At 67.8% G+C, this 26,183-nt stretch carries 27 protein-coding genes and 1 tRNA gene; 17 read left to right on the top strand and 11 right to left on the bottom strand.

What is annotated here, in order from left to right; translation table 11 throughout:
* Nucleotides 1-65: 65 nt before the first annotated feature.
* Both K6T50_RS03470 and K6T50_RS03465 read right to left on the bottom strand, forming a co-directional pair.
* The gene (locus K6T50_RS03470) at nt 66-1,670 is read right to left on the bottom strand and encodes a SufS family cysteine desulfurase (protein WP_222608031.1); all 1,605 of its coding nucleotides are present in this window, start codon (nt 1,668-1,670) and stop codon (nt 66-68) included.
* A gap of 323 nt (nt 1,671-1,993) precedes the next feature.
* Entirely contained in the window at nt 1,994-2,191 is a 198-nt protein-coding gene (locus K6T50_RS03465) for an antitoxin VapB family protein (RefSeq protein ID WP_222608030.1), read from the bottom strand.
* A 422-nt stretch (nt 2,192-2,613) separates the two neighbouring features.
* Here K6T50_RS03465 and K6T50_RS03460 point away from each other — a divergent pair, with 422 nt between their 5' ends.
* Nucleotides 2,614-3,294 carry a nucleotidyltransferase domain-containing protein gene (locus K6T50_RS03460; RefSeq protein ID WP_222608029.1) on the top strand — a complete coding sequence of 227 codons (681 nt, stop codon included), beginning with the start codon at nt 2,614-2,616 and terminating at the stop codon, nt 3,292-3,294.
* Nucleotides 3,287-3,502: a DUF8154 family protein gene (locus K6T50_RS03455; RefSeq protein ID WP_222608028.1), complete on the top strand. Its 216-nt coding sequence runs from the start codon at nt 3,287-3,289 to the stop codon at nt 3,500-3,502. Before K6T50_RS03460 ends, K6T50_RS03455 begins: the two co-directional genes overlap by 8 nt.
* Here K6T50_RS03455 and K6T50_RS03450 read toward each other — a convergent pair.
* Together K6T50_RS03450 and K6T50_RS03445 are read right to left on the bottom strand one after the other, a co-directional pair.
* Nucleotides 3,485-3,874, bottom strand: a complete 390-nt coding sequence (locus K6T50_RS03450; protein WP_222608027.1) for a hypothetical protein — start codon at nt 3,872-3,874, stop codon at nt 3,485-3,487. The two genes, K6T50_RS03455 and K6T50_RS03450, sit on opposite strands and share 18 nt — an antisense overlap.
* Before the next feature lie 200 nt (nt 3,875-4,074).
* Nucleotides 4,075-4,620, bottom strand: coding sequence for a winged helix-turn-helix domain-containing protein (locus tag K6T50_RS03445; RefSeq protein WP_222608026.1), 546 nt, complete (start codon nt 4,618-4,620; stop codon nt 4,075-4,077).
* A gap of 145 nt (nt 4,621-4,765) precedes the next feature.
* Here K6T50_RS03445 and K6T50_RS03440 point away from each other — a divergent pair, with 145 nt between their 5' ends.
* The 8 genes from K6T50_RS03440 (at nt 4,766) to K6T50_RS03405 (ending at nt 13,868) form a co-directional block, all read left to right on the top strand.
* Nucleotides 4,766-5,047, top strand: a complete 282-nt coding sequence (locus K6T50_RS03440; protein ID WP_222608025.1) for a ribbon-helix-helix domain-containing protein — start codon at nt 4,766-4,768, stop codon at nt 5,045-5,047.
* Nucleotides 5,040-5,324, top strand: coding sequence for a type II toxin-antitoxin system RelE family toxin (locus tag K6T50_RS03435; RefSeq protein WP_222608024.1), 285 nt, complete (start codon nt 5,040-5,042; stop codon nt 5,322-5,324). Before K6T50_RS03440 ends, K6T50_RS03435 begins: the two co-directional genes overlap by 8 nt.
* A gap of 214 nt (nt 5,325-5,538) precedes the next feature.
* Complete coding sequence (locus tag K6T50_RS03430; RefSeq protein WP_222608023.1) at nt 5,539-6,768, top strand: RNA-guided endonuclease InsQ/TnpB family protein; 1,230 nt, start codon at nt 5,539-5,541, stop codon at nt 6,766-6,768.
* Between the two features lie 186 nt (nt 6,769-6,954).
* The gene (locus K6T50_RS03425; protein ID WP_222608022.1) at nt 6,955-7,473 is read left to right on the top strand and encodes a DUF7342 family protein; all 519 of its coding nucleotides are present in this window, start codon (nt 6,955-6,957) and stop codon (nt 7,471-7,473) included.
* A 213-nt stretch (nt 7,474-7,686) separates the two neighbouring features.
* A complete protein-coding gene (locus K6T50_RS03420; RefSeq protein ID WP_222608021.1) occupies nt 7,687-8,376 on the top strand; it encodes a nucleotidyltransferase domain-containing protein in 690 nt (229 codons plus the stop codon).
* Nucleotides 8,366-8,884 (top strand): DUF8154 family protein, encoded by a 519-nt coding sequence (locus K6T50_RS03415; protein WP_222608020.1) that lies wholly within the window; start codon nt 8,366-8,368, stop codon nt 8,882-8,884. The genes K6T50_RS03420 and K6T50_RS03415 overlap by 11 nt, the downstream gene beginning before the upstream one ends.
* A gap of 255 nt (nt 8,885-9,139) precedes the next feature.
* The gene (locus K6T50_RS03410; protein ID WP_222608019.1) at nt 9,140-12,106 is read left to right on the top strand and encodes an FtsX-like permease family protein; all 2,967 of its coding nucleotides are present in this window, start codon (nt 9,140-9,142) and stop codon (nt 12,104-12,106) included.
* Nucleotides 12,099-13,868: a hypothetical protein gene (locus K6T50_RS03405; protein ID WP_222608018.1), complete on the top strand. Its 1,770-nt coding sequence runs from the start codon at nt 12,099-12,101 to the stop codon at nt 13,866-13,868. Before K6T50_RS03410 ends, K6T50_RS03405 begins: the two co-directional genes overlap by 8 nt.
* A gap of 58 nt (nt 13,869-13,926) precedes the next feature.
* Here K6T50_RS03405 and K6T50_RS03400 read toward each other — a convergent pair whose 3' ends face one another.
* Nucleotides 13,927-14,853, bottom strand: a complete 927-nt coding sequence (locus K6T50_RS03400) for an NAD-dependent epimerase/dehydratase family protein (RefSeq protein WP_222608017.1) — start codon at nt 14,851-14,853, stop codon at nt 13,927-13,929.
* Nucleotides 14,854-15,073: 220 nt separating this feature from the next.
* Between K6T50_RS03400 and K6T50_RS03395 the strand changes: the two genes are divergently transcribed.
* Both K6T50_RS03395 and K6T50_RS03390 read left to right on the top strand, forming a co-directional pair.
* Entirely contained in the window at nt 15,074-15,607 is a 534-nt protein-coding gene (locus K6T50_RS03395) for an HTH domain-containing protein (protein WP_073311173.1), read from the top strand.
* A 46-nt stretch (nt 15,608-15,653) separates the two neighbouring features.
* The gene (locus K6T50_RS03390) at nt 15,654-15,794 is read left to right on the top strand and encodes a hypothetical protein (RefSeq protein ID WP_222608016.1); all 141 of its coding nucleotides are present in this window, start codon (nt 15,654-15,656) and stop codon (nt 15,792-15,794) included.
* A gap of 91 nt (nt 15,795-15,885) precedes the next feature.
* Here K6T50_RS03390 and K6T50_RS03385 read toward each other — a convergent pair whose 3' ends face one another.
* Both K6T50_RS03385 and K6T50_RS03380 read right to left on the bottom strand, forming a co-directional pair.
* Nucleotides 15,886-17,136, bottom strand: coding sequence for an NAD(P)/FAD-dependent oxidoreductase (locus K6T50_RS03385; RefSeq protein ID WP_222608015.1), 1,251 nt, complete (start codon nt 17,134-17,136; stop codon nt 15,886-15,888).
* A gap of 136 nt (nt 17,137-17,272) precedes the next feature.
* Nucleotides 17,273-18,109, bottom strand: a complete 837-nt coding sequence (locus tag K6T50_RS03380) for a nucleoside phosphorylase (RefSeq protein WP_222608014.1) — start codon at nt 18,107-18,109, stop codon at nt 17,273-17,275.
* Nucleotides 18,110-18,287: 178 nt separating this feature from the next.
* On the opposite strand from K6T50_RS03380, the gene K6T50_RS03375 reads away from it, so the two are divergent.
* The 3 genes from K6T50_RS03375 to msrA all read left to right on the top strand — a co-directional run bounded on the left by K6T50_RS03375 (nt 18,288) and on the right by msrA (nt 20,719).
* The gene (locus tag K6T50_RS03375) at nt 18,288-19,430 is read left to right on the top strand and encodes a serine hydrolase domain-containing protein (RefSeq protein WP_222608013.1); all 1,143 of its coding nucleotides are present in this window, start codon (nt 18,288-18,290) and stop codon (nt 19,428-19,430) included.
* Nucleotides 19,431-19,480: 50 nt separating this feature from the next.
* Nucleotides 19,481-20,113 (top strand): class I SAM-dependent methyltransferase, encoded by a 633-nt coding sequence (locus tag K6T50_RS03370; RefSeq protein WP_222608012.1) that lies wholly within the window; start codon nt 19,481-19,483, stop codon nt 20,111-20,113.
* 72 nt (nt 20,114-20,185) lie between these two features.
* Nucleotides 20,186-20,719 (top strand): peptide-methionine (S)-S-oxide reductase MsrA, encoded by a 534-nt coding sequence (gene msrA / locus K6T50_RS03365; protein ID WP_222608011.1) that lies wholly within the window; start codon nt 20,186-20,188, stop codon nt 20,717-20,719.
* Nucleotides 20,720-20,819: 100 nt separating this feature from the next.
* Here the strand turns inward: msrA and K6T50_RS18855 are convergent, their stop codons facing one another.
* The gene (locus K6T50_RS18855; protein WP_225935361.1) at nt 20,820-21,173 is read right to left on the bottom strand and encodes a CHY zinc finger protein; all 354 of its coding nucleotides are present in this window, start codon (nt 21,171-21,173) and stop codon (nt 20,820-20,822) included.
* 810 nt (nt 21,174-21,983) lie between these two features.
* Nucleotides 21,984-24,308, bottom strand: coding sequence for a right-handed parallel beta-helix repeat-containing protein (locus tag K6T50_RS03355; RefSeq protein ID WP_222608009.1), 2,325 nt, complete (start codon nt 24,306-24,308; stop codon nt 21,984-21,986).
* Between the two features lie 400 nt (nt 24,309-24,708).
* Here K6T50_RS03355 and K6T50_RS03350 point away from each other — a divergent pair, with 400 nt between their 5' ends.
* Nucleotides 24,709-24,990, top strand: coding sequence for a type II toxin-antitoxin system HicB family antitoxin (locus tag K6T50_RS03350; RefSeq protein ID WP_222608008.1), 282 nt, complete (start codon nt 24,709-24,711; stop codon nt 24,988-24,990).
* Nucleotides 24,991-25,233, top strand: coding sequence for a type II toxin-antitoxin system HicA family toxin (locus K6T50_RS03345; protein WP_222608007.1), 243 nt, complete (start codon nt 24,991-24,993; stop codon nt 25,231-25,233). It abuts the gene before it with no gap.
* Between the two features lie 96 nt (nt 25,234-25,329).
* Here K6T50_RS03345 and K6T50_RS03340 read toward each other — a convergent pair.
* A tRNA-Thr gene (locus K6T50_RS03340) sits at nt 25,330-25,403 on the bottom strand.
* A 29-nt stretch (nt 25,404-25,432) separates the two neighbouring features.
* Nucleotides 25,433-26,065, bottom strand: coding sequence for a GNAT family N-acetyltransferase (locus tag K6T50_RS03335; RefSeq protein WP_321170120.1), 633 nt, complete (start codon nt 26,063-26,065; stop codon nt 25,433-25,435).
* Between the last annotated feature and the right edge of the window lie 118 nt (nt 26,066-26,183).

The following is a 26,183-nucleotide window of genomic DNA, read 5'->3' as shown; positions in this document are numbered from 1 at the left end:
CTCTGCTGGGTTGAGTAGCTGTGGTCCCCCTCTTCGCGAACACCTACCCTTACCCCACCACTCACCTACCCCGAAATCACGTACTCACGAGCGGCTTCCCGAATCACATCCTCGGGCCCCTCGACACACTCGCGCCGGAGGTCGGGGTACTGCCCCTCCAACGCACTCACCACGTACCCATCGAGCTCGGCGACCTCCTCGACCGTCATCCCCTCGAGCTTCTCCGAAAGCAGACTGGCGACGGCACGGCTGACCGCACAGCTCCGGCTCTCGAAGGCGATCTCCTCGATCCGGCCGTCCGAGATCGTCACGTGGAACTCGCCGTCGTCGCCACACGTCGTTTCCTCTGAGGACTTCACGAACGTAGGATCCACGAGCCCACCCTGATTCCGGGGATTCTCATAATGCTCGCTGATAAGGTCGTGATAGCGTTCGGACGCGAGGTACCCATCCAGGTCCTCGCGAGCGGAATCCACCACATCCAGAAGCCGGTCGATGTCCTCTCGGGTATTGTACACATAAACAGACGCGCGTGCAGAGCCGGGGATCTCCAACCGATCGTGGAGCGGCTGGGTGCAGTGGTCGCCGGCGCGGATGGCGATGCCGCGGTCGTTCAGCAGGCTGGAGAGGTCGTGTCCGTGGACGCCCTGCACGTTGAACGAGACGAGGCCGGTGCGCTCCTCGCCGACTTCGGGCCCGTACGTCCGGACGAACTCCCGGTCGGCGAGTTCCCCCAACAGATACTGCGCGAGGTCGTTCTCGTGGGCGCGGACGTTCTCCATGCCCAACTCGGAGAGGTAGTCGACGGCGGCACCGAGCGCGATGCCCTCCGCGATGGGCGGGGTGCCGGCCTCGAACTTCCAGGGGAGCTCGTTCCACGTCGAATCGGTAAGCGTGACGTTTCGGATCATCTCCCCGCCGAAGAGGAACGGGTCGAGCTCCTCCAGGATCGCCCGCTTCCCGTACAGCCCGCCGATGCCGGTGGGGCCGGCGAGCTTGTGGCCCGAGAAGGCGAAGAAGTCCGCGTCCATCGCCCCCACGTCGACGGGCCGCGTCGGCGCCGACTGGGCGCCGTCGACGACCGCGTACGCGTCGTGGTCGTGCGCGAGATCCACGAGTTCCTCGATGGGGTTGATCGTGCCGAGCACGTTCGAAACGTGGGGCGCACACACGAGTGCGGTGTCGTCGGTGACGAGCTCGCGGGCGGCGTCCATGTCGAGGTGGCCGTCGGCGGTGACGGGGATGTGGCGGACGGTCGCACCCGTGCGCTTGGCGATCTGCTGCCAGGTCACCAGCGAGGCGTGGTGGTCCATCTCCGTCGTCACGATCTCGTCGCCGGCGTCGAGGCCCCGGCTCAGCCCGTACGCGACGAGGTTGATGCTCTCGGTGGTGTTCTTCGTGAAGACGATCTCCTCGCGACCGTCGGCGCCGAGGAACTCGGCGACGCGGTCGTGGGCCTCCTCGTAGGCGATCGAGGCCTCGTGGCTGAGTTCGTGGATCCCCCTGTGGATGTTCGCGTTGTAGCCAGCGTAGAACTCCTCGAAGACGTCGTACACCTGGCGCGGCGTGTGCGTGGTGGCGGCGTTGTCGAGGTACGTGAGCGGGTGGCCGTTCACGCGTCGGTCGAGCACGGGGAAGTCCGCGCGGATCTCCGCGGCGTCGAAGCTCATGTTCTCTGTCAAACAGTATCCCTCATAAATCCGACTATGACGGCGGGACTCGACACCGCGATCCGAACGCGAACTCGGTCCATTGGGAGTGGACAGTCACCCCGACCGCGACAATCGACGGTCGCCGTGCTGTGGACCGACGTGCGGGCATCGACTACGACAACTGACACTCAAGCGCCCCCTCGACACACTCACTCCACCTCGATCCCCGAACGAAGACGCTCTCCTGCCCGTCCCCAAAATTCAGATGCTAGTTGAACTCGATACAGTGGTGCTGCCGGAACGCTCCGCGTTCTGGCTGCTGAGCAGACGCCAGAGACGGTTCACCGAGACTGCTTGCGAGCCGCTCGGACCCGATCGGCGTGGTCGTCCGACCACCGACCGAATCCGGCGAGGAGGTCGCGGTCGTCCTCGAGCAGGCGCTGCAGGACATCGTTGTAGCTCTCCCCGTCCCGGCGGCGACGGTCGAGTTCTCGCTTCACCGAATCGCTGACGCGGATCTGTTCGTCGGCAGTCGCCATCGTCCGTTGTCGATCGCGTTGACATGGTTTAGTCGTTAGCCTCAGACGACAAGCTCTGCGTTTCTGGGGGTTCAGTCCGAGGGCTCTTGATCGAAGTTCCCTTGAAACGGGCCGTGTTCACGGCCCAGCGACGGGCGTGTCTCCGGCCCCTGGAACGATGATCCGTGGCTCCGCTACCGACCAACTTCGTCGCCGTCCACCATCACCCACCCCCGGACTTCCCCACGATCTACTGGATCTCCCCTCGCCGACCGCGACGACGGCCAGCCGTTAGCTATGTATTCGAGGACCACCGTCGGGATCGCGTACGCGACCGGCTCGGCGGGTGACACTGTGAGATACCACCCACGGACGCGTCGGTGGCCGCAAGCTCGGACCTACCTCCCAAAACCTAATGTCTCCTAAGACGAGACATGTAACGCATGACGAGACAAGAAACCGAGACCTCCGACCAAGACCAAGCCAGGGTCGAGGTATCGATCCCGGCTCCGGATCCCGATCTGTTCCGTCACACGGCTACTGACGATCTTCTACGACTCCTGAGTGACAATCCCTACGAGCAGTTCACGATTCGGCAGCTTGGGCGGCTCACCGAGAACGCGGCCCAGTCGGTCAAGCGGGCCGTCGATGTCCTCGAAACCAACGGCATCGTCACCGTCTCGACGGAAGGAAACCGTCGTCTCGTAGGCATCAATCGAACCCGGGTACGGAAGTCCGACGATCCTGTCCTGCGCATCCCCCAGCCGGAGTTCCATCGACCCATCCGAGCGGCACTCGACCGCGTCCGTGACGAGATAGGCGAACTTCAGGGCGCCCTCGTGTTTGGCAGCGTCGCCCGAGGTCGGGCTGACCGCCAGAGTGACATCGACCTCTGGGTGCTCACCGACGACCGAACCGACCAGCACCGAGCCAACGAACTCGCGAAAGACCTCGGGGAGCAACGGTTCGACGGCGACCGGTACGAGTTCCAGATTCTCGTCGAGACACCTGAATCGGCACGCGGCCACGGGGATCGCCTCGAAGAGGTGTTCGCCGACGCGATCACTCTCGTCGACAGTGAGGAACTTCGTGATCTCAAGCGGGAGGTGATGAGCGATGCCTGACGAGCCGGCCGCCCTCGCCGAGGCCGTCGCTCGTGCCGAAGACGCCTTCGGAGGCCAACTGGGACGGCTGGACTACGAGGAAGGTCTCGGCCCGGACGCCCACGAGGCCGACGTAATCCAATTGCGGAAAGCCTGTCGCCTGCTCGACGCGTGCCGCCTGCTCCGCGAAAACGATGGCTACCTCACGACTTCAGTCGTAGGTAACTGACTCCGAACCGTCGAGTCGTTCGGCGAGTGCATCCATCAGCTCCCAGACGAGCCCGACCACGGAGCGTGCGCCGAACGAGACCGGCTCGTAGGTGTATGTGTCCGTTTCGCCGTCCCGTTCCTGATAATGGAGCAGGCCGTCGACGTGTGGGTTCGGCTCGCAGTGAAACCCACAGTCGACTCCGTCCGACTCACTGTAGTGAAGCGTGTAGTACGCCCGGATCGGTGTGCGCTCCCACGTGTCGGTCGCACGGTCGGACGCTTCGGGCCCGGGTGACGGATCCGGAATCCACGTCACCCGAAGTGACGCTATCTCTGCTCCGCGGCCGAACCACGACGGATCGATCGTCGCCCGAAGTTCACGGTACTCCACGGGTGGTTCTCCCTCGATGGATCGAACCCCGGGATGTCGCACCAACTCGCTGCGCAACTCGCGTAAAATGCGGTGGCGATCCCGCCCAGCGGTTCCACCGCCGTCAGCGCGGACGCCATTCCTGTGGGGATCCCACAGCGAGACGCCAGCGGGCTGGCCCCCGACGTCAGGATAGGTTCCCGGCGTGTCCCGGTCGCCGGTCATGCAGTGAGCGACGACGGATCGGCTGTCCAGAGGTCGTAGTTCTCGATGGCGTCCTGGACGAGCGAAAGTCGATATCGGGCCAGATCCCAGTCGCTCGCGACCCGCGTGCGTTCGTACGCCTCCTCGGCAGACACGCCGTCCGAAGCCGCTTGTTCACGCAACGCGGCCGGCGAATCCACATCGTACTCGCGTTTCCAAGCTGCGATGTCGGTTTTCAACTCGGCGGCCTGCTCGGAGAGCTCCTCCCTCGTCGTGTCTTGAAGCAGTTCTCGTACATCCCGAAGCCTGGTGTACAACGGGTCCGGAAAGTAGTGGCGAGTCCCCGCCGTCTCGGTCGCCGTCACCACGCCGAGATCGATGAGCCGGCGGAGGTGGTCCCGCGCGGTATTCGGGGAGACCGCCGCTTCCTCGGCGATCCACGAGACGGGCTGTGGCTCCGAGAGCGTCATCGTGACCGACTTCACCCTATCGAACGCCGACGCGTTCGCCTTCCACGTCCGTACCCACTCGGACTCGTCGTCGGAGGGCTCATCGGATGGCATATGGGACACTATCCGACCGAACACAATAATTCTATCTCTCCGCAAATTATTGCGTGCTAGTCGTCCCCCCCTTTACTGTCCTCTCGAGTTCGAGCGTGAGCCCGTCGGCGAAACGATTATCGTAAGACGAGCGTAATATGCTGATATGTCTAAAGCAAGTACGAACGGTGAGGGTGGTGACGATATCGTCACGGTGAATTTCAAAGCCACCGAGTCGTTCCTCGAAGAGATCGACGCCACGTGGCAGGGTCGAGGGTTCAACAGCCGCAGCGAGTTCATTCGCTATACGCTCCGGGATGCAGTCGAATTCCCGACGTTCGACCGTGACGAGCTCATCGCCCTACTCGCCGCTGAGGAGGATATCAGTGAAGACCAAACCATGAGTGCGGCGGAAGCCCGCGAACGGTTCGGAACCGCCGATGAGTGACGACGGGTGGACATGGGTACTCGCCTCGAAGGCGCAATCCGACCTCGACTCGTTGTCGCTCGACGAGCAGGACCGCATCATCGAAAAGCTCGATGAGATCGTCACCTCTCCATGGCGGGATCCGCCTGACTACGGCGAGCCACTGCAGAACAGTCCCTACAAGAAGATCCGTGTCGGAGAGTTTCGGCTCTCCGTCTCGTTTCGACAAGCTGACCAGCGACTTGTTGTCGCTCGGATCAAGCGACGTGGCGGTGCGTACACCGCTGACGACGACTGATATTCGGGTATTCGATACGCAGACGTTCTCTTTCGGTCTGTCCAGAACTTCAGTCAAGCTGAACGGGTTCCCTGTTCATAGAGATTCAAGGCGGATACCACGGGCTTTAGCCCGTGGAGGAAGCCGACAATTGTGAGCGATACCACCGTCGATGGCAGGCTGACCCCCCGTCACAAGTTTGAAAGTTTTTAAATACGGGCATTCTTGTGATAGTATGGAGGTTCGTCGCACCGTCCCTGTCAAACTCGACGTGAGCGACAGCGATGAGAACCTACTTTCGGAAACGGTCGACGAATTTCTGTGGGCCTGTAACTACGTCGTTACCGTCGCCTCCGAGGGAGACTGGGTTGAAACCCGTGCGTACAAGCTCCAAGAGGCGACATACGACGACGTTCGTGAGGCGACGCGACTCCACAGTAACCACGTCCAGTCGGCTCGAAACCGAGCGGTCGACGCGCTCAAGTCGGTTATCGCCAAGTGGAAGCGTGGCGAGAAGGCGTCGTTGCCGAGATTCACTTCGCGCTCCTGTGAGTACAATCAGCGGAACGCGACGTTCAACGACGACCACGCAACGCTCTCGACCGTCGATGGGCGTGTCACGGTCAACTACGTCCTCCCCGACGAACTGACTGGAACACCACACGCACAGTATCTCCGCTCTGATGAGTGGGAGACGACTGGTGCGACACTCCATCGACGCAATGGCTCGTACTACCTCCACGTCCGAACAAAGGCGGATGTGGACGTCCCCGACCTCTCCGAGAACGGAACGGTTCTCGGTGTTGATCTCGGGGTCGAGAATATTGCCGTCACCTCGACGGGAAGATTCTGGTCGGCAGACGAGATGAACCATTGGCGACGGGAGTACGAGAAGCGTCGTGGATCGCTCCAGCAGTGTGGAACCCGATGGGCGCATGAGAACGTCCAATCGGTCGGTCAAACCGAAACGGGACGTTTTGAACAGTACTTGCACCGCGTGGCGAACGAGATCGTCGCCGAAGCACTCGACTACGGCTGTTCGCAGATCGCTTTCGAGAAGCTCACGGGCATCCGTGAGAACATCCCCGAGGCGACGTGGCACCACGAGTGGGCGTTCCGACGGTTGTTCGACTACGTGAGCTACAAGGCCGAAGACCGTGGCCTGTCGGTTGGACAGGTAAATCCCCGAAACACGAGCCGTCGGTGTTCGAACTGTGGATTCACACACGAGCAGAATCGGCCCGACCAAGAGACGTTCTCGTGTCTGAAGTGTGAATACGAAAACCACGCTGACTACAACGCCTCGAAGAACATCGGGCTGAAACTCCTTCGTAACCAAACTGGGGACGAGGGAGGCGCACCCGTGGGCGTGCGCTTGAACAGCGGGATGCTGAACGCGAACGGGCTTACATCCGTACCAGATTTGGTTAGAGCGAGAGTCCATGCTGAATGCCACGGCCGTTAGGCCGTGGTAGCCTACACTCTAGATAATGATTATCTCGATAATGACCTGTGTCCTGCTCCACGCACCAGCTCGGCGGCGTTCAAGAGGGAATGTTACTCCCCCAAGCGGTGGAAGGTATCGGAAGCACCCAGAGCCATATATTTTGTCTACAAAAGAAATATATTGGCTACGTCCGTTGGTGCACGTATGACGGACGACAGCCGTGAAGGCGGTCCGCCCCCCTTCGACAGCCCGTTCGACGGGGAGGACACGAAACAGCGTGTCTACGGGGGAGTGCTGCATGCGCGAGACCCGATGACGGCCGCCGAGATCGCCGAGCAAGCGGACTGCTCGGCGGAGTCGGCACGGACACACCTCTCGTTTTACGCCGACCTCGGTATCGTCATCCGGCACGAGGGAAGACCGGTCAGGTACGAGCGCAACGACGACTACTTCGAGTGGCGACGGGTGAACGAGTTGGCGCGGGAGCACTCCGTCGACGAGTTGCAGGCCCGTGTGTCCGAGCTTACTGAACGGATCGAGACGTACCGGAACCGGTACGGCGCCGACTCGCCCGCAGCGGTCGATGTCCTCGAATTCGACGCGGACCGCGTCGACGACGTGTACGCCGACTTGGGTGACTGGGCCACCGCGATCGAGGAGCGTCGCCTGCACGAACGCGCCCGAAGGAACGCCGCGGGTTCGACAGCGCGGTCACACGGCTGACGATGGTGCCGGCGGACGACGGCGCGAGTCCGGCGCCGATCGATCGGTCCGTGTTGGAACGACTGGGATCGCGATTCGCCGGGAGTCGCATGGTCGAGTCGGCGGCGATCGATACCGAGGAGACGCTGCATCTCAGAGTTCATTTGTCCGGTGACGATTTGCCGGTGTGCTGTGAGCCTAATGTTTAACATTCATTGAACCGTCTATCTGTTCATGAACAGTAATACAGTTCGATCATCGAGAGACCGTGAGGGACCCCACGTCTGTATCCCCATCCCGGTCGGAGACCGTAACGCGTTCACCCACGATGCCACCGCCGATATCCTCCAGATACTCACCGATAATCCTGAGAAGACGTTTTCAAACCGCGACCTTCACCGCCTCACGGGGAAGGGAATGGGGAACGTCAATGGCGCGGTGGAATCGCTTGAAGAACTCGGTGTTGTCACCGTTGACCGTGACGGCCGAGCAAATCAGGTACAAATCAACCCGGAGAAACTGGTTCGCAGCGACGATCCCATCACAGCGATTCCGCAGCCAGAATACCATGCCCCCGTGCGAGCGGTTCGTGACCGGATCGTTGACCGAATCGGCGACGACGCGGGCATCGTATTGTTCGGGAGTGTCGCTCGGGGTGACGCGGACCGGGCAAGCGACATTGACGTGTTCGTGATTATCGAGGACGGGCGGATGAACGCTCAACGCGAAGCGCACGGAATTGAGGACGACATCGCATCCGAACAGTTCGACGGTGATCGGTACGAAGCACACATCGTCGTTGAAACGCGGGATTCTGCAGTGACGCACGACCGGATTCGGGATGTCATCACTGAGGGGATCACGGTACACGACACGCCTGTGTTGGACGACGTGAAACGGGAGGTGTTCGCCGATGAGGCTTGACGACGTGGTCGATGCAGTCGAGACCGTAGAATCGTTGCTCGCGGACGGTGAGACGGGGCCGGTACAGGATTCCTTGTCGTGGCAGCAGGCAGATGCTGACGTACAACTCGGAAAGGCGTGCGCGATGCTCGGGACCTGTCGGCAGCTACGGCGTGGAACGAATAACTACGTCAGCATCGTGGAGCTGTCGTTCAATGCGATCGAGCGGTCGTTCCAATTCTATGTAGTGGATCAGACTGCAGCGGAATCGTCTGACTTCCGGGCGCACGAGCAGGTGTTCGAAGAAATCGAAGGGCGTGGTGTGTTCTCCGACACGGGAATTCCGGGTCGGATCGACTCGTTCCGTTCGGAACACCGGGCTCGGATTTACTACGACATCGATCGACCGGGTCGTGACTTAGCGACCGGAATGCACGAGTTAGCTGAAGCGGTTCACGGGTACGTTGTGAAGTTCGCTGACGCTCACTCCCGGTGTAACTGTGGTGAGTGGGATCCTGACGAGTCCTGACTGTTCACCCGGTGCGATTGGATTTGTCGAGTGTACTGACCACAGTCCGGTCTGAGCGTGCCTCTTATTGAGGATTTCAACAGAGCCGATGTTTGTTCGTTCACGGCGATTATCGAAGCAGGTCCGTGAACTCCCACCATCCGCTGACCACCACAGTCGACCCGAGAGAAGTGTGAAGCTTTTTGCGTATTACCGCCGGCTTCCATCCCACACACCGCACGCCGGGTCGCGTGCGACCAACACCACACCCCGTAGATGTCCTATCGTCGCCTCCTCATCGGTCGCTGGTCCCGTCGCGACCGGCTGGCGATCCTCGTCGTCGCGGTCGGGGTCGCGTTCCTGTGCGGGACGGCCCTGCTCGTCGTCGTCGCCGGCGACCAGACGACCGCGATCGCCGCCGGCTACGACAGCGACGGCGCGGTCACGACCCACGCGAGCGTCGAGGCGGCCGCCGCGGCAGCGCCGGCGAACGCGACGGTGATCCCCTTCGCCCTCGCCAACACCCCCAACGGCTCCGATCGTTACGTCCTCGCGAGACCCGAGTCCCCCACGGCGGCCCCGGACCTCCACACCGGCAGCGGGACGACGCTCGGGACGCTCGACGCCCCCACGACCCGAACCCTCCAGGGTCCCGATGGGTCAACCACAGTTCGAGTCACCCCCCGCGGGGGCGCGAGTACCGTCCCCGAGGGCTGGTACGTGGCGAACGCCTCGACGGTCGACCGGCTCGGAACGAGCGGCGCGTTCGTGGTCCACCCGGTCAACTCTGGGGAGATTCCGCTCTCGGGCGTTCCCCTGCGAACCGCGCTGGCCTTCTTCGTGCTCGGGACGCGCGAGGCGCTGACCGCCCTCGGCGTCGTCGTCGCCGGCGGCGCGGTCCTGATCGGCGTGGTCGTCCACAGCGTCACGCGGATGACCGTCCGCGACCGCCGGGCGACGATCCGGGTGATCCGCGCCACCGGGGCCCGGCCGGCGACGATCCTCGCGCTCTTCGGCGTCCGCGCGACGCTGCTGTCGGCCGCGGGCGCCGCCCTCGGGTACGCCGCCGGCGTCATCGGCGTCAACGCCGCCGTCAGCGTCGCGGTGTTCGCCGGTCTGCCGACCTCGCTGTCGCCGACGCTGACGCCGGCGGCCGCACGGGTCATCATCCCGATCCTCGGGGCCGTCGTCGCGCTCGGCGGGGTCAGCGGCGTGCTCGCGGCCGTCCCGGCGGTCCGCGGCTCGCCCCTGGCGGACGGCCGTGACGCCCACCCCCACACGACCGGCACCTCCCGCCTCGCGCGGCTTCGGTCGGTCGCCGAGCCGACGGTGCTCGACGTAAGGACGGCCGTGCCCACCGCCGCGACGCTCGCGGCGTTCGTCGCCTTCGTCGTCCTGGTGGGGTCGATGGCGGGCATCGTCGCCCCGCTCTCAGGGGGCGAGGGGGCGACGATCACCGAGCCCGGAGCGGTCCACCCGATCGCGAGCACCGTCCCGACGACGTACGCGGCCGCGCTGCGCGACCGCGGGATCGACGCCAGCCCCGAGCTGCTGCTGTTCGAGGTGGACGACGGCCGGACGTACACGGTCCGCGGGGCCGAGTACGGCGCGTTCGCCTCGGTCACCGACGAGTCGCTCGTCGACGGCCGTCGCCCGGCGACCGCCGACGAGGCCGTCATCGGCGCCGACCTCGCGCGGACGATGGACGTGGGGATCGGCGACCGCATGACCCTCGGCGGGCCGACCCGCCCCGGGCTCGCCCGCGTCGAGGTCGTCGGCGTGTTCACCGCTCCCGGCCCCTTCGACGACCAACTGATCGTGCCGCTGTCGACCGCACGCGGCCTCGCCGGGAAGCCGCCGGGGACGGCGCAGTTCGTCCGCGCGGAGCGACTCCCAGATGACGGCGTCGACGCGCGGTCGACCCGTATCACGGCGATCCGCGCTCCGGACAGCGCGGCGCCGAACAGCACCGTCGAGGCGACCGTCGTCGTCGAGAACCGGCGCGAGGAGCGAACGACCGCGACCGTCCCGATCACGGTGGGGAACCGGACGGTCGAGCGCGAGGTGACGCTCGACCCCGGCGGCGAGGCGACGATCCCCGTCGCCGTCGAGACCGGACCGCCCGGAACGATCGACATCTCAGCGGGCGAGATCACGCGGACGATCCGCGTCGGCGACGCGACGAGCGGGGGACTCACGCTCGGGCCGCTCCCCGAGCGCGGCCCCCCGAACGCGACGCTCTCGGTCCGCGTTCGCGACGCCGACGGCGACCCGGTGGCGAACGCGACGGTGACCGCCGGCGAGGACACCGCGACGACGACCGACGCCGGGATCGCACAGCTCTCGACCGGCGACCCGGGCGACCTCACGATCCGCGCCCGCGCCGGCAACCGGACTGGAGAAGCGGCGATGCGCGTCGCAGCGGACGCACCCCGCCGGCCGACCGCGTCGCTCGCGGTTCGCCCCGAGTCGCCCGATCTGCTCACCCGCGCGACGGTGACCGCGACGCTGTCGAACCCGTGGGGCGACCCGGTCGAGGACGTGTCCGTCGCGGTCGCCGGCCCCGACGGACGGACGGAGCGAACGGTCTCCCTCGCTTCCGGCGCGACCCGCGAGATCGGCGTGCGCCTCCCCAGACAGCCGCCCGGGACCTACGAGGCGACCCTTCAGGTCGACGGGGAGACGGTCGCCGTCGAGTCGTTCCGTGTCACCGGCGACGAGCGGGTCGCGGCGGCCCTGGCGACCGGCGGCCGCGCCGGTACGTCGGGGATCGGTCGGGCCGTCGAGACGGCGTTCGGCAACCTCCGGCTCGTGTTCGGGACCGTCCTCGCGCTGGCAGCGGGGCTCACCGTCGGCGGCACGACGGCGACGTTCTCGCGGGCGGTCCACGGCCGGCGGGAGACGATCGGGATCCACCGCGCGACGGGCGCATCCCCGTCGCGGGTGTTCCGGATCGTCCTCGGCGACGCCCTCCGTATCGGGGTCCTCGCGGCGCTGGTTGCGGTCCCGGTTGGAGTCGCCGGCCTCAGGATCGCGGGCGCCCTGGGCTACCTGACGGTGTTCGGCGTCCGGATCCAGGCGACCGGGTCGCCGGGGCTGCTCGCGGCGGCCGCACTCGCCGGTCTGTCGGTGACGCTGGCGGGCGCCGGGCTGGCGACCGCGTCGCTGCTGGCGCGTCCCCCCGCGCGACTCGTCCGCGACGAGCCGGCGACCGGACCGCCCACGGAGGGCAGCGATGAGTAACGGTCCCGACCGCCGGGCGCTCGCGATCCTCGCGTGCGTCGTCGTGGGCGCGGGCGCCCGGCTGGCGCCGCTGTGGTGGAGCCCGCTCCCCGCGACGCTCGACGGGATCGTCTACGCGAGGCTGGCGAACGACGTGCACGCGGCCGGGCACATCGACCTCGTCGGCATGCGGGTGGACGCCCTCGCCTCGACGGCGCTGCTGTCGACCGGCAGCCTGGTGACGGGCGCGGCGCCGCTGGGACTCGCGCAACCGTTGTACGCACTGATCGGGACGACGGGCGTGCTGCTCGGCGCCGTGTTCGCCCGCCGGCTCGGCGCGAGCCTCGGATGGCCGGGTCGACGGCGCGCTCGCGCGGCCGTGCTCGCGGCGTTCGCGCTCGCCGTCGACGGCGTCTTCGTCCGCCGCACCGGCGTCCCCGACGACGACGCGATCACGCTGGTGACGATCCCGCTGCTCGCGCTGGCCGTCCACCTGTACGCCCGGAGCGAGCGCGGGGCATGGCTCGCCGTCGCGGGCGTCATCCTGCTCGTGCTGCCCGTCACGCACACGTTCAGCACCCTGATCGCGGCGCTCGTGTTGATCGGCCTGCTCGCGGGCCACCTGATCGGCCGGCCCCTCACCCGCGGCCGGCTCGTCGCCGCCGGGGTCGCGCTCGCCTTCTGTGCGTACTTCGTCGCCTACTACACGCTCGCGGCGTCGACGCCGCTCACGGTCCCGTACGTCGACCGCGTGCAGTCCTCTCCGGGCCTGTTCGCCGCGTGGCTCGTCGTCCTCGTCGCCGCGGTCCCGTGGTACCAGCGCACGACACGCCGGATGCGTCGGCTCGCCGCGGTGGCCCCGCTGGCGTTCATCCTCGCGGCGATCGCCGTCAACGCCCGGACCGTCGTGTTCCCGGGGACCGCCGCGACGCCGCGGCTCGTCCTCCTGTTCGTGCTTCCGTTCGCCGTGCCCGCGGCGCTGGCGGCGCTTGCGGGCCATCGCTTCGGGCGGGCCGGCCCCGTCGAGCCGGCGCTGTTCGCGCTGTTTCTCGCGCCGGTCGTCCAGATCCTCTTCTCGTTCACCGCGGGGCTCACGCCCGAGTACTTCGCGACGGCGCTGCGCGCACAGACGCACGTCCACCTCCCGGTGCTCGTGCTCGCGGCCGCGGTCGTCTCGCGGCTCGAACCGCGCGAGCGACTCGCGGGCGTCGCTGCCGACGGGGGATCCGCCGTCCGGCGATGGCTGGGCGTCGCCGGCCCGCTGGGGGGCGCCGTTCGATCGATCGGTGCCGTCGTTCGGCCGCTGGCGGCGGCCGCCCGACCGGTGGGCGTCGCCGTGCTCGTCGTCGCGATGGCGGCGACGCTCCCGGTCGCGTACGTGAACCTCGACACCGGATCGTATCCGAGCACGACGACCGAATCCGAGTTCGCGGCCGGCACCTTCGCGACCCAGCATATCGAGGGAACCTGGACCAGCTCCCACACCGGCGTCCGCGTCCCGGGGAACTACTACGGGAACGTCGACGCGAGCGTCGGGCCGACTGCCTCGTGGCTCCGTGGAGGGCCGTCGCCGGCGTGTCCGGTCGTCTCCCAGCGCTCGTGGACGACGACCGGCGCGCACCTGTTCCCGGCCGCGCCGGCGACGATCCCGCCGGCGACGTACGACCGCTGGCTCGCACAGCGCTCGCTCGTGTACGACGCCGGCGGCGCCGACCCCGTCGTCGTGACGGTTCCGTCGGCGATCGGCGACCCCGAGGCTGCGGGGTTCGGCGGTAGCTGCTGACCGCAGAACGATACCGGAACTCCGGAACTCCCCGCCGCCGGCCGTCGTCCGTCTTCGCCTACTCGTCGTCGAGATACGGCGCGCACACGCGCCGGACGCCCTCCTCGAAGTCGACCTGTGGCTCCCAGCCGGTCGCCTCGCGGATCCTCGTGATGTCGGCGCAGGTGTCGTGGACGTAGTTCTCCAGCGGGATCGGCTCGTACTCCGGCTCGACGTCGGTGCCGAGCGCGTCGTTGATCAGCTCGACCATCTCGTTGAACGAGTAGGGGTCGCCCGTCCCGAGGTTGTACACGCCGGCCAGCTCGTGGTCGGCGATCGCCTCCAGCCCGCGGACGATGTCGTCGACGTGCGTGAAGTCGCGCGTCTGGGAGCCGTCGCCCCACAGCACCGGCGACTGGCCGTTGGCGATGTCGTCGGCGAACTGCGAGACCGTGTTGGCGTACTCGCCCTTGTGCCCCTCGGCGCCGCCGTAGCCCTGGTACACCGAGAAGAAGCGCGCGCCGGCACAGGTCAGGTCGTCGTAGAAGTCGTTGTAGTACTCCGCGTAGCGCTCGCGCCCGAGCATCGACGCGTCGTACCCCGTCGACGCCTCCAGGTCCATGTCCTCGGGACTGGGCTCCGTGCGGCTCCCGTACGCCGAGGAGGTCGAGGCGTACACGACCGTGTCGCAGCCGTCGGCGCGGGCCTGCTCGACGACGTTGACGAACCCCTCGATGTTGACGCGGGCGCCCTGTCGGGGGTTCTCCTCGAGCATCTGCCGGGAGGACAGCGCCGCGAGGTGGAACACGCAATCCACGTCCGTCGGGAGGTCCTCATCGAGCACGTCCGCCTCGACGAACTCCACGTCCGCCGAGAGGTTCTCGGGCGTCCCCAGATAGCCGTTGTCGAGCGCGATCACGTCGTTGCCGGCCGCCGCCAGCGTGTTCGCGAGGTTCGAACCGATGAACCCCGCGCCGCCGGTGACCAGCACGCGTGTGTCGTTCATACTCGGGATGGACTCGGCCGCCGGCAAAGCCGTGTCGGTTGGCTGATGTGCCGGCCGCACATCGGGGGCCGTTCGGTCCCGACGACCCGGCTCGCTCGACCCGTCGTTGTCCTGCGATCACGCCCGCCCACTCAGTGTCAACCGGCCGCCGTGTGGGGATCGTCCACGTGGGGGGTTCGGGTCCGTGGTTTTATGCGGGTTCCCGGACGACAATGAGCAAATGTCGTCCATCGAACTCACCGACAGTCAGCGGAAGATCCTCAACGAGCTGGTGAACCTCTACCGCGAGGAGGAGGACGCGGTCAAGGGGGAGACGATCGCCGACGCTGTCGGGCGAAACGCCGGCACGATCCGCAACCAGATGCAGAGCCTGAAGGCGCTGCAGCTGGTCGAGGGCGTACCGGGGCCGAAGGGCGGATACAAGCCGACCGCGACCGCCTTCGAGGCGCTGGACCTCCAGAACCTTGACGAGCCCGCGTCGACGCCGCTGTTCCACGAGGGCGAGCGCCTCGACAACGTCAACGTCCAGGAGATCAACCTCACCTCCGTCCACCACCCGGAGCTGTGCCGCGCGGAGATCCACGTCCAGGGGTCGGTGCGCGACTTCCACGAGGGCGACTCCGTCAGCGTCGGACCGACGCCGCTGTCGAAGCTCGTCATCGACGGCACCGTCGACGGGAAGGACGACACCGCCTCGGTGCTCATCCTCAAGATCGACGGGATGGAGGCGCCGTCGGAGCCGCCCGAGCACTGATCCGGTCGCGAACCGACCGAGGGAACCCCGATCCGAGGCGATACGGATGACTGACGACCGAACGACCGAGCGGGAACCGGGCCGGCTCGAACGGGTCCGCGAGCGGGCGCGAGCGGCCGCGTGGTTCACGTTCGACATGCTGCGCGGTCACGCCCGGAGCCGGCACCTCGACAACCGCGAGAAGTAACGGAGCCCCACGTCGACGGCGTGGCTGACGGGCGAGACGGACCGCGAGAACGGACGGCACTGCGTGTCTGCGGTGACTATCCTGCGATGGTCTACATGTCGTTCCAGGCGTTGAGCGCACGCCCGTAGCCCGACACGTCGGCGATCCAGCGGCTCGCGACGGCCTTTTTCAGCGCTTTGGCGGCCGGCCCGCCGAAGGTGTTGATCGGGACCTCGAACCCGGCGGCCTTCACGTCGTGGGCGACGGCCTCCTCGCCGACCGAGATGAGCGTCCCCTTGTCCTCGTGGCGCCACGACTTCAGGGGGGCGCCGCGGACGGCACGCGCGAGGTTCTCGCCGGCGACCTCGGCGGCCTGCCAGGCGGCCTGCGCCGTCGGCGGGGCGAACTCCTCGTCGCCCTGCTCGACGAGGGCGGTGTCGCCGATGGCGAACACGTTCTCGTCGCTCGTCTCGAACGTCGACTCGGCGTACACGCGGTTGGAGCGGTCGTCGGCGTGGAGGTGGAAGTCCTCGACCTCGGGCTGGCCGGTGATCCCCCCGGTCCACAGCAGCACGTCGTACTCCTTGATGAGGTCCTCGGAGAAGTCGATGTCCTCCCTCGCGGGGGCGTCGCCGTCGTCGTCCTCGTCGTAGTACTCCGCCTCGGCGCCGCCGAGGTAGACGGCGTGTTCGTCGACCTTCGAGATGAACTCGCCCGTGGAGACGGCGATGTCTTTCTCGTCGAGGCGCTTGCGGATGGCGCCCTGCACCTCGGGGTCGTTGTTCGGGAACACCGAGTCGAGCCCCTCGACGAGCTCGATGTCGATGGGCGCCTTGTGGTCGTCGCGGTACTCCGCGATCTCGCCGGCCGACTGGATCCCCGAGAGGCCGGCGCCCCCGACGAGCACCGTCGCGGGCTCGGTGGTGGTGGCCTCCTGGCCGGCCGTCTTGACGGCCTGGTGGATCTCGCGGGCGTCGTCGAGCGTCTTGAGGGTGAGCGCGTGCTCGCGCAGCCCGTCGATGCCGAAGAACGCGGTCGCCGAGCCGACGGCGACGAGGAGGTAGTCGTAGTCGATCTCGTCGCCGTCGCCGGTGTGGACGACCTGCTCGTCGGCGTCGATCTCCGTGACGCGGCCCTTCACGAAGTTCGTGTCGTCGTCCTTGATCTCCTCGACCGGGATGGCGACCTTGGACTCGACCTCCGGCTTGCGGATGACGCGGTGGGCCTCGTGGAGCACGAGGTGGTAGTCGGTGTCCGACACCCACGTCAACTCGGCCTCGCCCGGTTGGATTGCGTCCTCGAACGACTTCACCGTCCCGGCGCCGGCGTACCCGGCTCCGACAACGACGACCTGTTGGCTCATGGCCGTGCGTTTCCGGGCGGTGGATAAATGCGTGTTGAAACCGCCAGCAACGGGCGGTTCGGCGTCCGATCCGACCCCGACCGCGCAGGCGACGCCCGGCGACCCCGGCGGCACCGAACCGCGCCGGCGACGCCGACTACTCCAGCGACAACCCGGCGTGCCAGCGGTCGACGCCCGCCTCGCGCTTCACCTCGTCCATTCGCGCCAACAGCGCCGCCGCGAGGCTGGCGCACTCGGCGGCTCGCGACTCGCCCTCGGTGCGGAACTCCCCGGTGACGCGGTTGGCGTACACCGTGCAGACGGCGCCGGCGCGGAGGCCGTACACGTTCGCGATCGTGGCGATCGCGGCGGCCTCCATCTCGATGTTCTTCACGTTCGCCTCGCGCAGTTCGTCGACGAGCGCGTCGCTGCCGGCGGCCTCGAACCCCTCGAACCCGGGCCGGCCCTGCCCGGCGTAAAAGGAGTCCGCCGACATCGTGATCCCCACGTGGTAGTCGTAGCCGAGGCGCTCGGCGGCGGCCACAAGCGCCGAGACGACCTCGTGGTCGGCGACGGCTGGGTAGTCCTCGCGGACGTACTCCTTGCTCGTCCCCTCCTGGCGGACGGCGCCGGAGGTGATGACCAGGTCGCCCACGTCCATCCCCTCCTGGATGGCGCCGCAGGAGCCGACGCGGATGAACGTGTCCGCGCCGACGCGTGCCAGCTCCTCGACGGCGATGGCCGCCGAGGGGGAGCCGATCCCCGTGGAGGTGACCGACAGCGCCTCGCCGTCGTACTCGCCGGTGGCGGTGCGGTACTCGCGGTGCTGACCCACCTCCTCGTGGTCGTCCCACAGCGCGGTCACCTTGTCGACGCGCTCGGGGTTGCCCGGCAGGAGGACGGTGTCGGCCACGTCGTCGGGGCCGACCTCGATGTGGTACTGGACCTCGGCGTTCGGGTCCTCGCTGTCGTCGCTGGGGTCGCGATCGCTCATGTCCCCGCACTTCTGCGAGGGTCCTTGTAAGTCCGCTCGTTTCCCGCGGCGGCGTGGACGCCGGCTCGCGGACCCCGGCCACGGATGTCGGCCAACGGATGCCGGCTCCCGGTGTTCGGTCCCCGGCGTCGCCCGCCGGCTCCCGTCGGTTTTTGTCCCGCGGGCGGAACCGCCCCGCATGGAGTTTCCCGACGCCGGCGACGAGGGGTTCGAGCCGGTCGACCCGGAGGCGGTCGGCCTCGACCCCGACGCCGTCCGCGACGCCGTCGAGTTCCACCTGACGACCGGTACCCCGCCCGAGCAGGTCGCGTACGACTTCTCGAACCAGGAGCCGTGGGACGAGTCCGAGGGCGAGATGGGCTACACGCTCGGGCCGATGCCCGACCGCCGCGGCGGCCCCGCGGGACTGGTCCTGAAGGAGGGGCGACTCGTCGCCGAGTGGGGCGACACCCGCCGCGTCGACCACTCCTTCTCGGTCGCGAAGTCGTTCCTCTCGATCGTCGCGGGGGCCGCCTGGGACCGCGGGCTGTTCGAGCTCGACGACCGCGTCGCCGAGAGCCGCGGGCACGCGGACGACGGCGGCTTCGACTCGGCTCAGAACGCGCCGATCACCTGGCGCCACCTCCTCCAGCAGACCAGCGAGTGGGAGGGGACGCTGTTCGACCGCCCGGACAGCATCGACCGCAACCGCGGCGTCGGCAAGACCGGCGGCCCGGGGAAGGGGGAACACCGCGACCTGGCGGCCCCGGGCACCCACTGGGAGTACAACGACGTGCGGATCAACCGGCTCGCGCTGTCGCTGCTGCGCCTGTGGGCGAAGCCGCTCCCGCGCGTGCTCGCCCACGAGGTGCTGGATCCCGCGGGGGCGACCCGGACCTGGGAGTGGCACGGCTACCACAACTCCGACGTGGAGATCGAGGGACGAACCATGCAGTCCGTCTCCGGCGGCGGCCACTGGGGCGGCGGCTTCTGGGGGTCGGCGCGCGACCTCGCGCGGGCGGGTCACCTCCTGGTGAACCGCGGACGGTGGGGAGACGACCGACTCCTCTCCGAGGAGTGGGTCGACGCCGCGACCGCGCCCTGCGAGGTGAACCCGAACTACGGCTTCCTGCTGTGGCTCAACACCGACCGGACGCTGTGGCCGTCGGCGCCCGAATCGGCGTACGCGATGCTCGGCCACGGGCAGAACGTCGTCTGGGTCGACCCCGAACACGACCTCGTGGTGGTGTTGCGGTGGCTCGCGCTGTCGGAGGACCGCGCCGAGCGCGAGGACCTCCCGAACCAGGACCGGTTCCTCCGACGGCTCCTCGCCGGTCTGTGACGGGTGGAGTCGCCGCCGGGAACTAACATCCCCGGCGCCGACGCTCGGGTATGTCGGCGACGACGGACCCGGGGCTCGACTACGTCAACCCCGCGGCCGCCTACGGCTTCGACGCCAGCTACCGGGACGCCTCCCCCAACTGGGACATCGGTCGCCCGCAGCGCGCGTTCGTGGCGCTGGCGGAGGCCGGCCGGATCGGCCGACGGGTGATCGAGGTCGGCTGCGGCACCGGGGAGCTGTCGCTGTTTCTCGCGCGGCGGGGCCACGAGGTGGTCGGCGTCGACGTGGCGCCGACGGCGATCCGGCAGGCCCGGGAGAAGGCACGCTGGCGACGCGTCCGCGCCCACTTCCTCGTGTGGGACGCGCTCCGGCTCGACGCGCTCGGCGTGACCGCGGACACGGTGGTCGACTCCGCGATGTTGCACTGTCTCGGGCCGGCCGAGCGCCGACTCGCGACCGAGGCGATCCGGCGGACGCTGCGCCCGGACGGGTGGTACTTCCTCGTGTGTGACGCCCGCGGCGACGACGTGGCTCCCACCTGGGCGTCGTTGTCGCGGGCGGACCTGCGCGATCTGTTCACCCCCGAGCGCGGCTGGGAGTTGGCGTTCGTGGCCGACACGGTGTTCGAGCGCCGCGGTACGCGAAACCCGGCGTTCCTCGTCGGCGCCCGGCGAACACGGTGACGACGGCGAGGCTGGTGACGCACCTCCCGCCGGCAGGCAAGGTACATACCCGTCGCGCCCCTGATCGGGGGTATGACCGAGAGCGCAACGTTCGGCGGCGGCTGCTTCTGGTGTATCGAGGCGGCCTTCGAGGAGATCGACGGCGTCGACGACGTCACGTCAGGCTACGCCGGCGGTCACACCGAGGACCCCACCTATCGCGAGGTCTGCTCGGGGACGACGGGACACGCGGAGGTCGTGCAGGTGACGTACGACCCCGATGTCATCGGCTACGAGGAGCTGTTGGAGGTGTTCTTCACCGTTCACGACCCGACGCAGTTGAACCGGCAGGGACCGGACGTCGGGACCCAGTACCGGTCGATCGTGCTGTCTCACGACGACGAACAGCACGAGATCGCGGCGTCGTACATCGAGGCGCTCGACGAGGAGGGCGGCTACGACGACGAGGTCGTCACCGAACTCGAACCGCTGGAGACGTTCTATCGCGCCGAGGAGAAACATCAGGACTACTTCGCGAAGAACCCCAACGACGCCTACTGTTCGATGCACGCCCAGCCCAAGATCGACAAGGTGCGCGAGAAGTTCGCCGAGAAGGTCGACGCGTAGGCTCGGCGGCAGGAAGCTCGGCGACCGCGGTCGCCGGGGACGATACCGGTCCCGTCGGCGACGACTCCACTTCCGTCGGCGACGACTTCACTTCCGTCGCCTACGACCGGTCCGGCTCGACGCCCTCGAAGTACCTGTCGTAGTGGGACGCACAGCCGGGGTTGAACGCCGCGTCACACGCCGGACAGGCGAATCCGGCGTCGAGGTACTCCTCGACCGACAGCGTCGCGCCGCAGGCGCCACACAGCACCGCGGGCTCCTTGAAGCGGTCGCGCGGCCACGGCTCGGATCCTTGGTCCGCGACGGCGTCGTGGCACTCGACGCACGGGACGAACCGCTCACAACAGCCGAGCCGCAGGGCGATCACGTCCGTCGGTCCGTCGTAGTGGGCACAGCGGGTGTCGGGGCCGACATCGACGCCGACGACGGTCGTGCCGTGAACGTCCCGTCGCACGTCGTACGGCGGGGACGGACGCGTCAAAACCGTTCCGTCACCGAACCGGTCCGTCACCCTCGCGACCGGATCCGGAACGGCGCACTCCCCCGAGTTGTGGCAGATCCGTCCGGTTATGCGGCCGATTACTATCAGTGTCGCGCCACGTTCATCGGTCGCTCGCGGCGGTGCTGCCCCCTGCCGGCCGCGAGACCTCGCGGCGACGGACGGCGGTTCGGACCCGCCGATGGTCGCGACTGGCCCGACATGGACACCACGGCAGCGGAGCCGGACCGACCGGTCCGGTACCCATTTTTCGCGTGACGACGCCGTGAGCGACCGCTGCCAAGGCTGGAAACGACGACTCCGGTTCCACCGCAGCATCGTTCATCCGCCACGCGTCCATCAATAGTCAACTAATTGACTGAGGATATACGGGTGATAACAATATCCGAGTCGGGCCTCGTATCGATCGCTCGCGGACGGGGTTTGTCGCCTCCCTTGACGCGAGTAGCGACCGAGACGCGTCGGCACCGGCGATATCACGCGCCGCCCGACGCCGCTCGGACGACCGCCGAACTGGCCCCCTACTACGGCGGGTCGCCATCGCATCGCATCCACCGCGGCCGCGCCCCCCGGCGCGGCCGATCCGGATTCGGCCCGACGGGTGACGTTCCATCCGTCACCCGTTTTCGCGAGGTTCCCTCTCCGGCGACCGTCCGGTCCTCGACGACCCCCCGTGGTCGGTGCGCCTCCCCCGACTCATACCGCCGAAGGGCGTCGATCGAACTCTCGGAGTCGCTCGGCGCAGTCCCCGCTGTCGGTCGAGGGTCAGGCGGGCGGTTCCGTTTCCTCGGGGTCGGGGGTCGGCGTCGCGGTCTCCGTCCCTTCGCGCTCGGAATCGCCGTCGTCGGGGGCCGGAGTGGCCGTCCCGTCGTCAGCCTCCGGCGTGGACGGTTCGGTCCCCGAGTCGGCCGCCACGGTCCCCTCATCGTCGGCTCCCGGCGTCTCCGTTCCGGTTTCGTCGCCCGCTGGCGTCTCCGTCCCGTCGCCCTCCGGACCGTCCGGTGTCGCGGTGCCGTCCTCGGACTCGTCGACGGATTCGAGCGGAACGAGGACGCCGACAGCCTCGACCGTAGCCGTGAACTGCCCGTCCGTGATGCTACCGTCGGCGACGCGGGTCCAGCTATCGCCGTCGTACCGCCAGAGGTCGATAGCCCCGGTGTCGGTCGTCCCGTCGATCTCGAACGAGAGTTCCGTCGGGACGGTCGCACCCGACACCGACAGCGCTTCGCTCGCGACGGGCGTCCCCGGCGGGTCGCCGGGCAGGGAGGCGCCCTCGACCGTGTCGAACTCGTACGGGTCGTCGCTGTTCAGCCCCAGGTCGGCGATGCCGTCAGCGAAGGAGACGGTCACGCCGTCGCCGACGGTGACCGCCGTCACGCCGAACTCGCCGCGCTCGATGGTGAGTTGCCGGTCGCCGTTCCCGCGGAGCGCGACCCGCTCCAGTCGGTCGCCGCCGGGGTAGTCGCCGACGACGCCGGGAGCGGCGTTGTCCTCGATCGTCGTGTCGCGGATCACGTTGTCGCCGCTGTCGGAGAACGCGATCCCGGGGCCGTCGTTGTCCGCGACGACGCTGTCGGCGATCACGTTGTTCTCCACGTCGGTGCTGAGGCGGATCGCCGCGCCGCCGTCGTCCGCGCCGTTGCCGACGGCGCGCACGTCCGAGAACGTGCTTCGGCCGACGTTCTGTGCGAGATACAGGCCCTGCGCGTCGTTGTCCTCGACGGCGAGCCCGCGAACCTCGATGTCGTACGTCTCCCACAGGAGGACGCCGTGGCGATTGTCGTTCGCGGTGATCTCGCGAAGCGTCGAGTCGTCCACCTCGTTGAAGTAGACGCCCGCGCCCGCGTTGCCGGAGGCGTCGACCCCGACGAGCGTGAGGCTCGTCCCGACCGCGTCGAACGACCCGGCCTGGACGCCGGTGTCGAACCCCGTGACGCCCATGTCGCGGACTGTCACGTTCGTCAGCGGGTCGCCGACATCGCCGGTGCCGACGGTCCCGTTGAGCACGAGGAGCCCGATCGAGTCCTCGCTCCCGTCGCCGGCGATAGTGTTCCCGTTCCCGTCGAGGACCACGTCCGGGGCGCGAACGTGGAGGCAGACGCCGTCGCCGTCGGCCGTGAAGTCGTCGGTCACCTCGTATCGTCCCGGCTCGTCGACGACCGTGCAGGAGTCGATCTCGCGGTCGGGCGCGTCGTCGGGCTGCGCGGGTGTGCCGTCGGAGGTCTCGTCAGGCTGCTCCGGGCCGTCCTCGGATCCCGGCGTCTCGTCCGGTTGCTCAGGTGTTTCAGTGTCGTTCTCAGGTGGTTCCGTCGTACGCTCGGGCGGTTCCGTTTCGTCCGCGGACGGTTCAGTCGTGGTCTCCGGCGTCTCGGTTTCCTCAGCGGGCGGTTGTGTCGTACTCTCCGGCGTTTCGGTGTCGTCTTCCGTGGTCTCGGTGCCGACGTCGTCGGGCGGATCCGCCCCGGCGTCCTCGTCCCCGTCGCCGGGGGCGGGAGTAGCCGTCTCGGTTTCGTCCTCGTCGACTCCGTCACCGTCGGTCTCGCCGTCCCCAGCGTCCCCGGCGTCATCGTCTGCGGTCGGGAGGCTACCGGTCACGTCCTCGTCGTCCAGCTCGATCCGGTACGGCGAGGCGTTGCCGATCACCTGCACGGACCGGATTTCGCCGGTCACGAGGTAGGCGTCGCCGGCTCCGTCGCCGGTCTCGCCGGCGATCGTGACCGTTCCGTCGCCGTCGTACCGGATCGTGTCGTCACGGTCGGCGGAGTGGCCGTCGAGGACGGCCGACGTGGCGTCGCCCTCGACGACGATCCGGTAGCTGAACCGGTCGCCCTGGGCGGCGATCACTTCGAGCGTCGACGTGTTCCCGTCGGGGAGGCCCCCGCGGTCGGCGGCCGCCCGCACGGCGCCGGGGTCGGCATGGGAGGTTTCCTCGCCCCCGTCGAGTCCGAGCACGCCGACGTTGGTGTTCTCGACGGTGTCGATGTCCCCGCCGACGCCGGCGACGCCGACGACCCCCGCCGCGAGCACGACACAGAGCACCACCGCCGTCACGACGGCGAGCGGTGACCGTGCGGGCCCGTCTCCGGTCATTCGTTCATCCCCCGTTGGTGTACTGGAGGGCCGGCCGTGTCAACGAGGCGTCGCGTACTCGGTCGGTGAAGCGATGGTTCCGAATGCGGCATGATGGTGTCGCACGCCCGACCGCGGACGTGTCGGATTCGGCGTTCGAACGACCGATAAAAAGTTATAGCACTGATACGTCATGGTATGGCGACCGGACTGCGGCCGCGTCGCTCGAAACGCGACCCTACCGAGGTCGGCGGGGGTCCGAGAGCGATGAGAGGATGGATCGGCCACGCCGGCCTGAATCGACTCGACGAGTATCAGGATGCGGATGAAGGATGCGGATGACTTCGACCCGGTGAACGACGACTGTCTCGACGACGAATGCTGACCGAACGCATATCGGCCGGCTATACGAATCGCAGGTATGGCAAGTGCGTCCGACAAGAACCACGAATCCGGGGTGGAGTTCATCGTCGAGGACGACGGCTCGATCACGGCCCGCGACCTCGAAACCGGACTCGCCCGCGGCGGCGAGACGAAGGCCGAGGCGCTGTCCCAACTCGCTGAGGTGCTGGCACTCCAGGAGGGCGGCGGCGACCCGATCGAGGACCCCGACGCGTTCTGTTCCGATGAACTCGGGATCGATCCCAACGACGTCGAGGCTGCGCGCGACGAGAACGGCGAACTCCCCGATTTCCTCCACTAAATGCGGTCGGGGTACTCCGGGCGGGAGGTCATTTCCGTACTCATTAGCATCGGCTGCGCGCCCGTCCACCGGAAGGGGAGCCACGTCCGACTTCGGTACGAGAACCCCGACACGGGCGAGGTCCGGCTGGTCGACGTCCCGATGCACGACGACATCGCCATCGGAACCCTGCGATCCATCGCGGACCAATGCGGTGCGGACGACTTCCAAGCGTGGTGCACGTGGATCGACGAGCATCGCTGACTCGGCCGCGCTCACGCCTCTCCACCTCCGATGACCGCGTCTAGGATCTCGTCGGGTAGGGACCGGCGTCTGCGAGTGCCCGTGGTCCGACAGAACAGCCGGGGGCGGGATTCGAACCCGCGAAGTCTCGATTACAAGTCGAGTGCATGCACCGCCCATGCTCCCCCGGCGCGTACTGGGGTCGTACTGCGTCCTCCGTTTAATCGGTATCGCTTCCGTCCCCCCGGATCGGCTTCTCCAGCTCGACCCGGTGGGGCTCGTACCCGTGTCGGTCGTAGAATCGTTTCGCGTCCGCGTTGTCGGCCATCACCTCCAGCGAGATCACGTCGACGCCGGCGTCCCCGAGCGACGACTCTGCGGTCGCGAGCAGTTGCGAACCGACACCGACACCGCGGTAGTGCTCGCGAACGAAGAGGTTGTACACGACCCCGCGCGTCACGTCGAGATCGTAGCGCCCGGACTCGACGCCGAAGGTGACGAACCCGACGATCGCATCCGACTCCGAGCGCGGCGATCCCGTGCCGTCCGAATCAGATCCGTCCGTGTCGCCGGGGTCGGACTCGTCCGAGTCCGGACCCCGGGCGACGACGAGCCCGTCGGTGACGACCGCGCGCGCGGCCGCGTCGGCGGCGTCCGGGCGGTTCTCCGCGGCCGCGAGGTGGGTGCCGTACGAGCGCTGGCCGTCCGCGAGGGCGACCCACAGGTCCGCCACCGCGTCGACGTCGTCCATCGTCCCGGACTCGACCGTGACGCCGTCGCCGGCGGAACCGGACTCTCCGCCGTCGAGGCGGTCGAGATCGCGTGTGTCGGCGTTCGGCGGGTCGGCGGGCATCCGATCGATCGGAACGGACGCGACGGGCTTGGCCCTTGTGCTCTCCTCCCGTCATGTCGGTTCAGCGACGCTGTGCTGCGGGTGAGAGAATGGTTAAGTGCGTCGGGGTACCTCACGA

Source organism: Halobaculum magnesiiphilum, from assembly GCF_019823105.1.
GTDB lineage: Archaea > Halobacteriota > Halobacteria > Halobacteriales > Haloferacaceae > Halobaculum > Halobaculum magnesiiphilum.
This window is presented reverse-complemented; position numbering and strand designations above follow the sequence as displayed.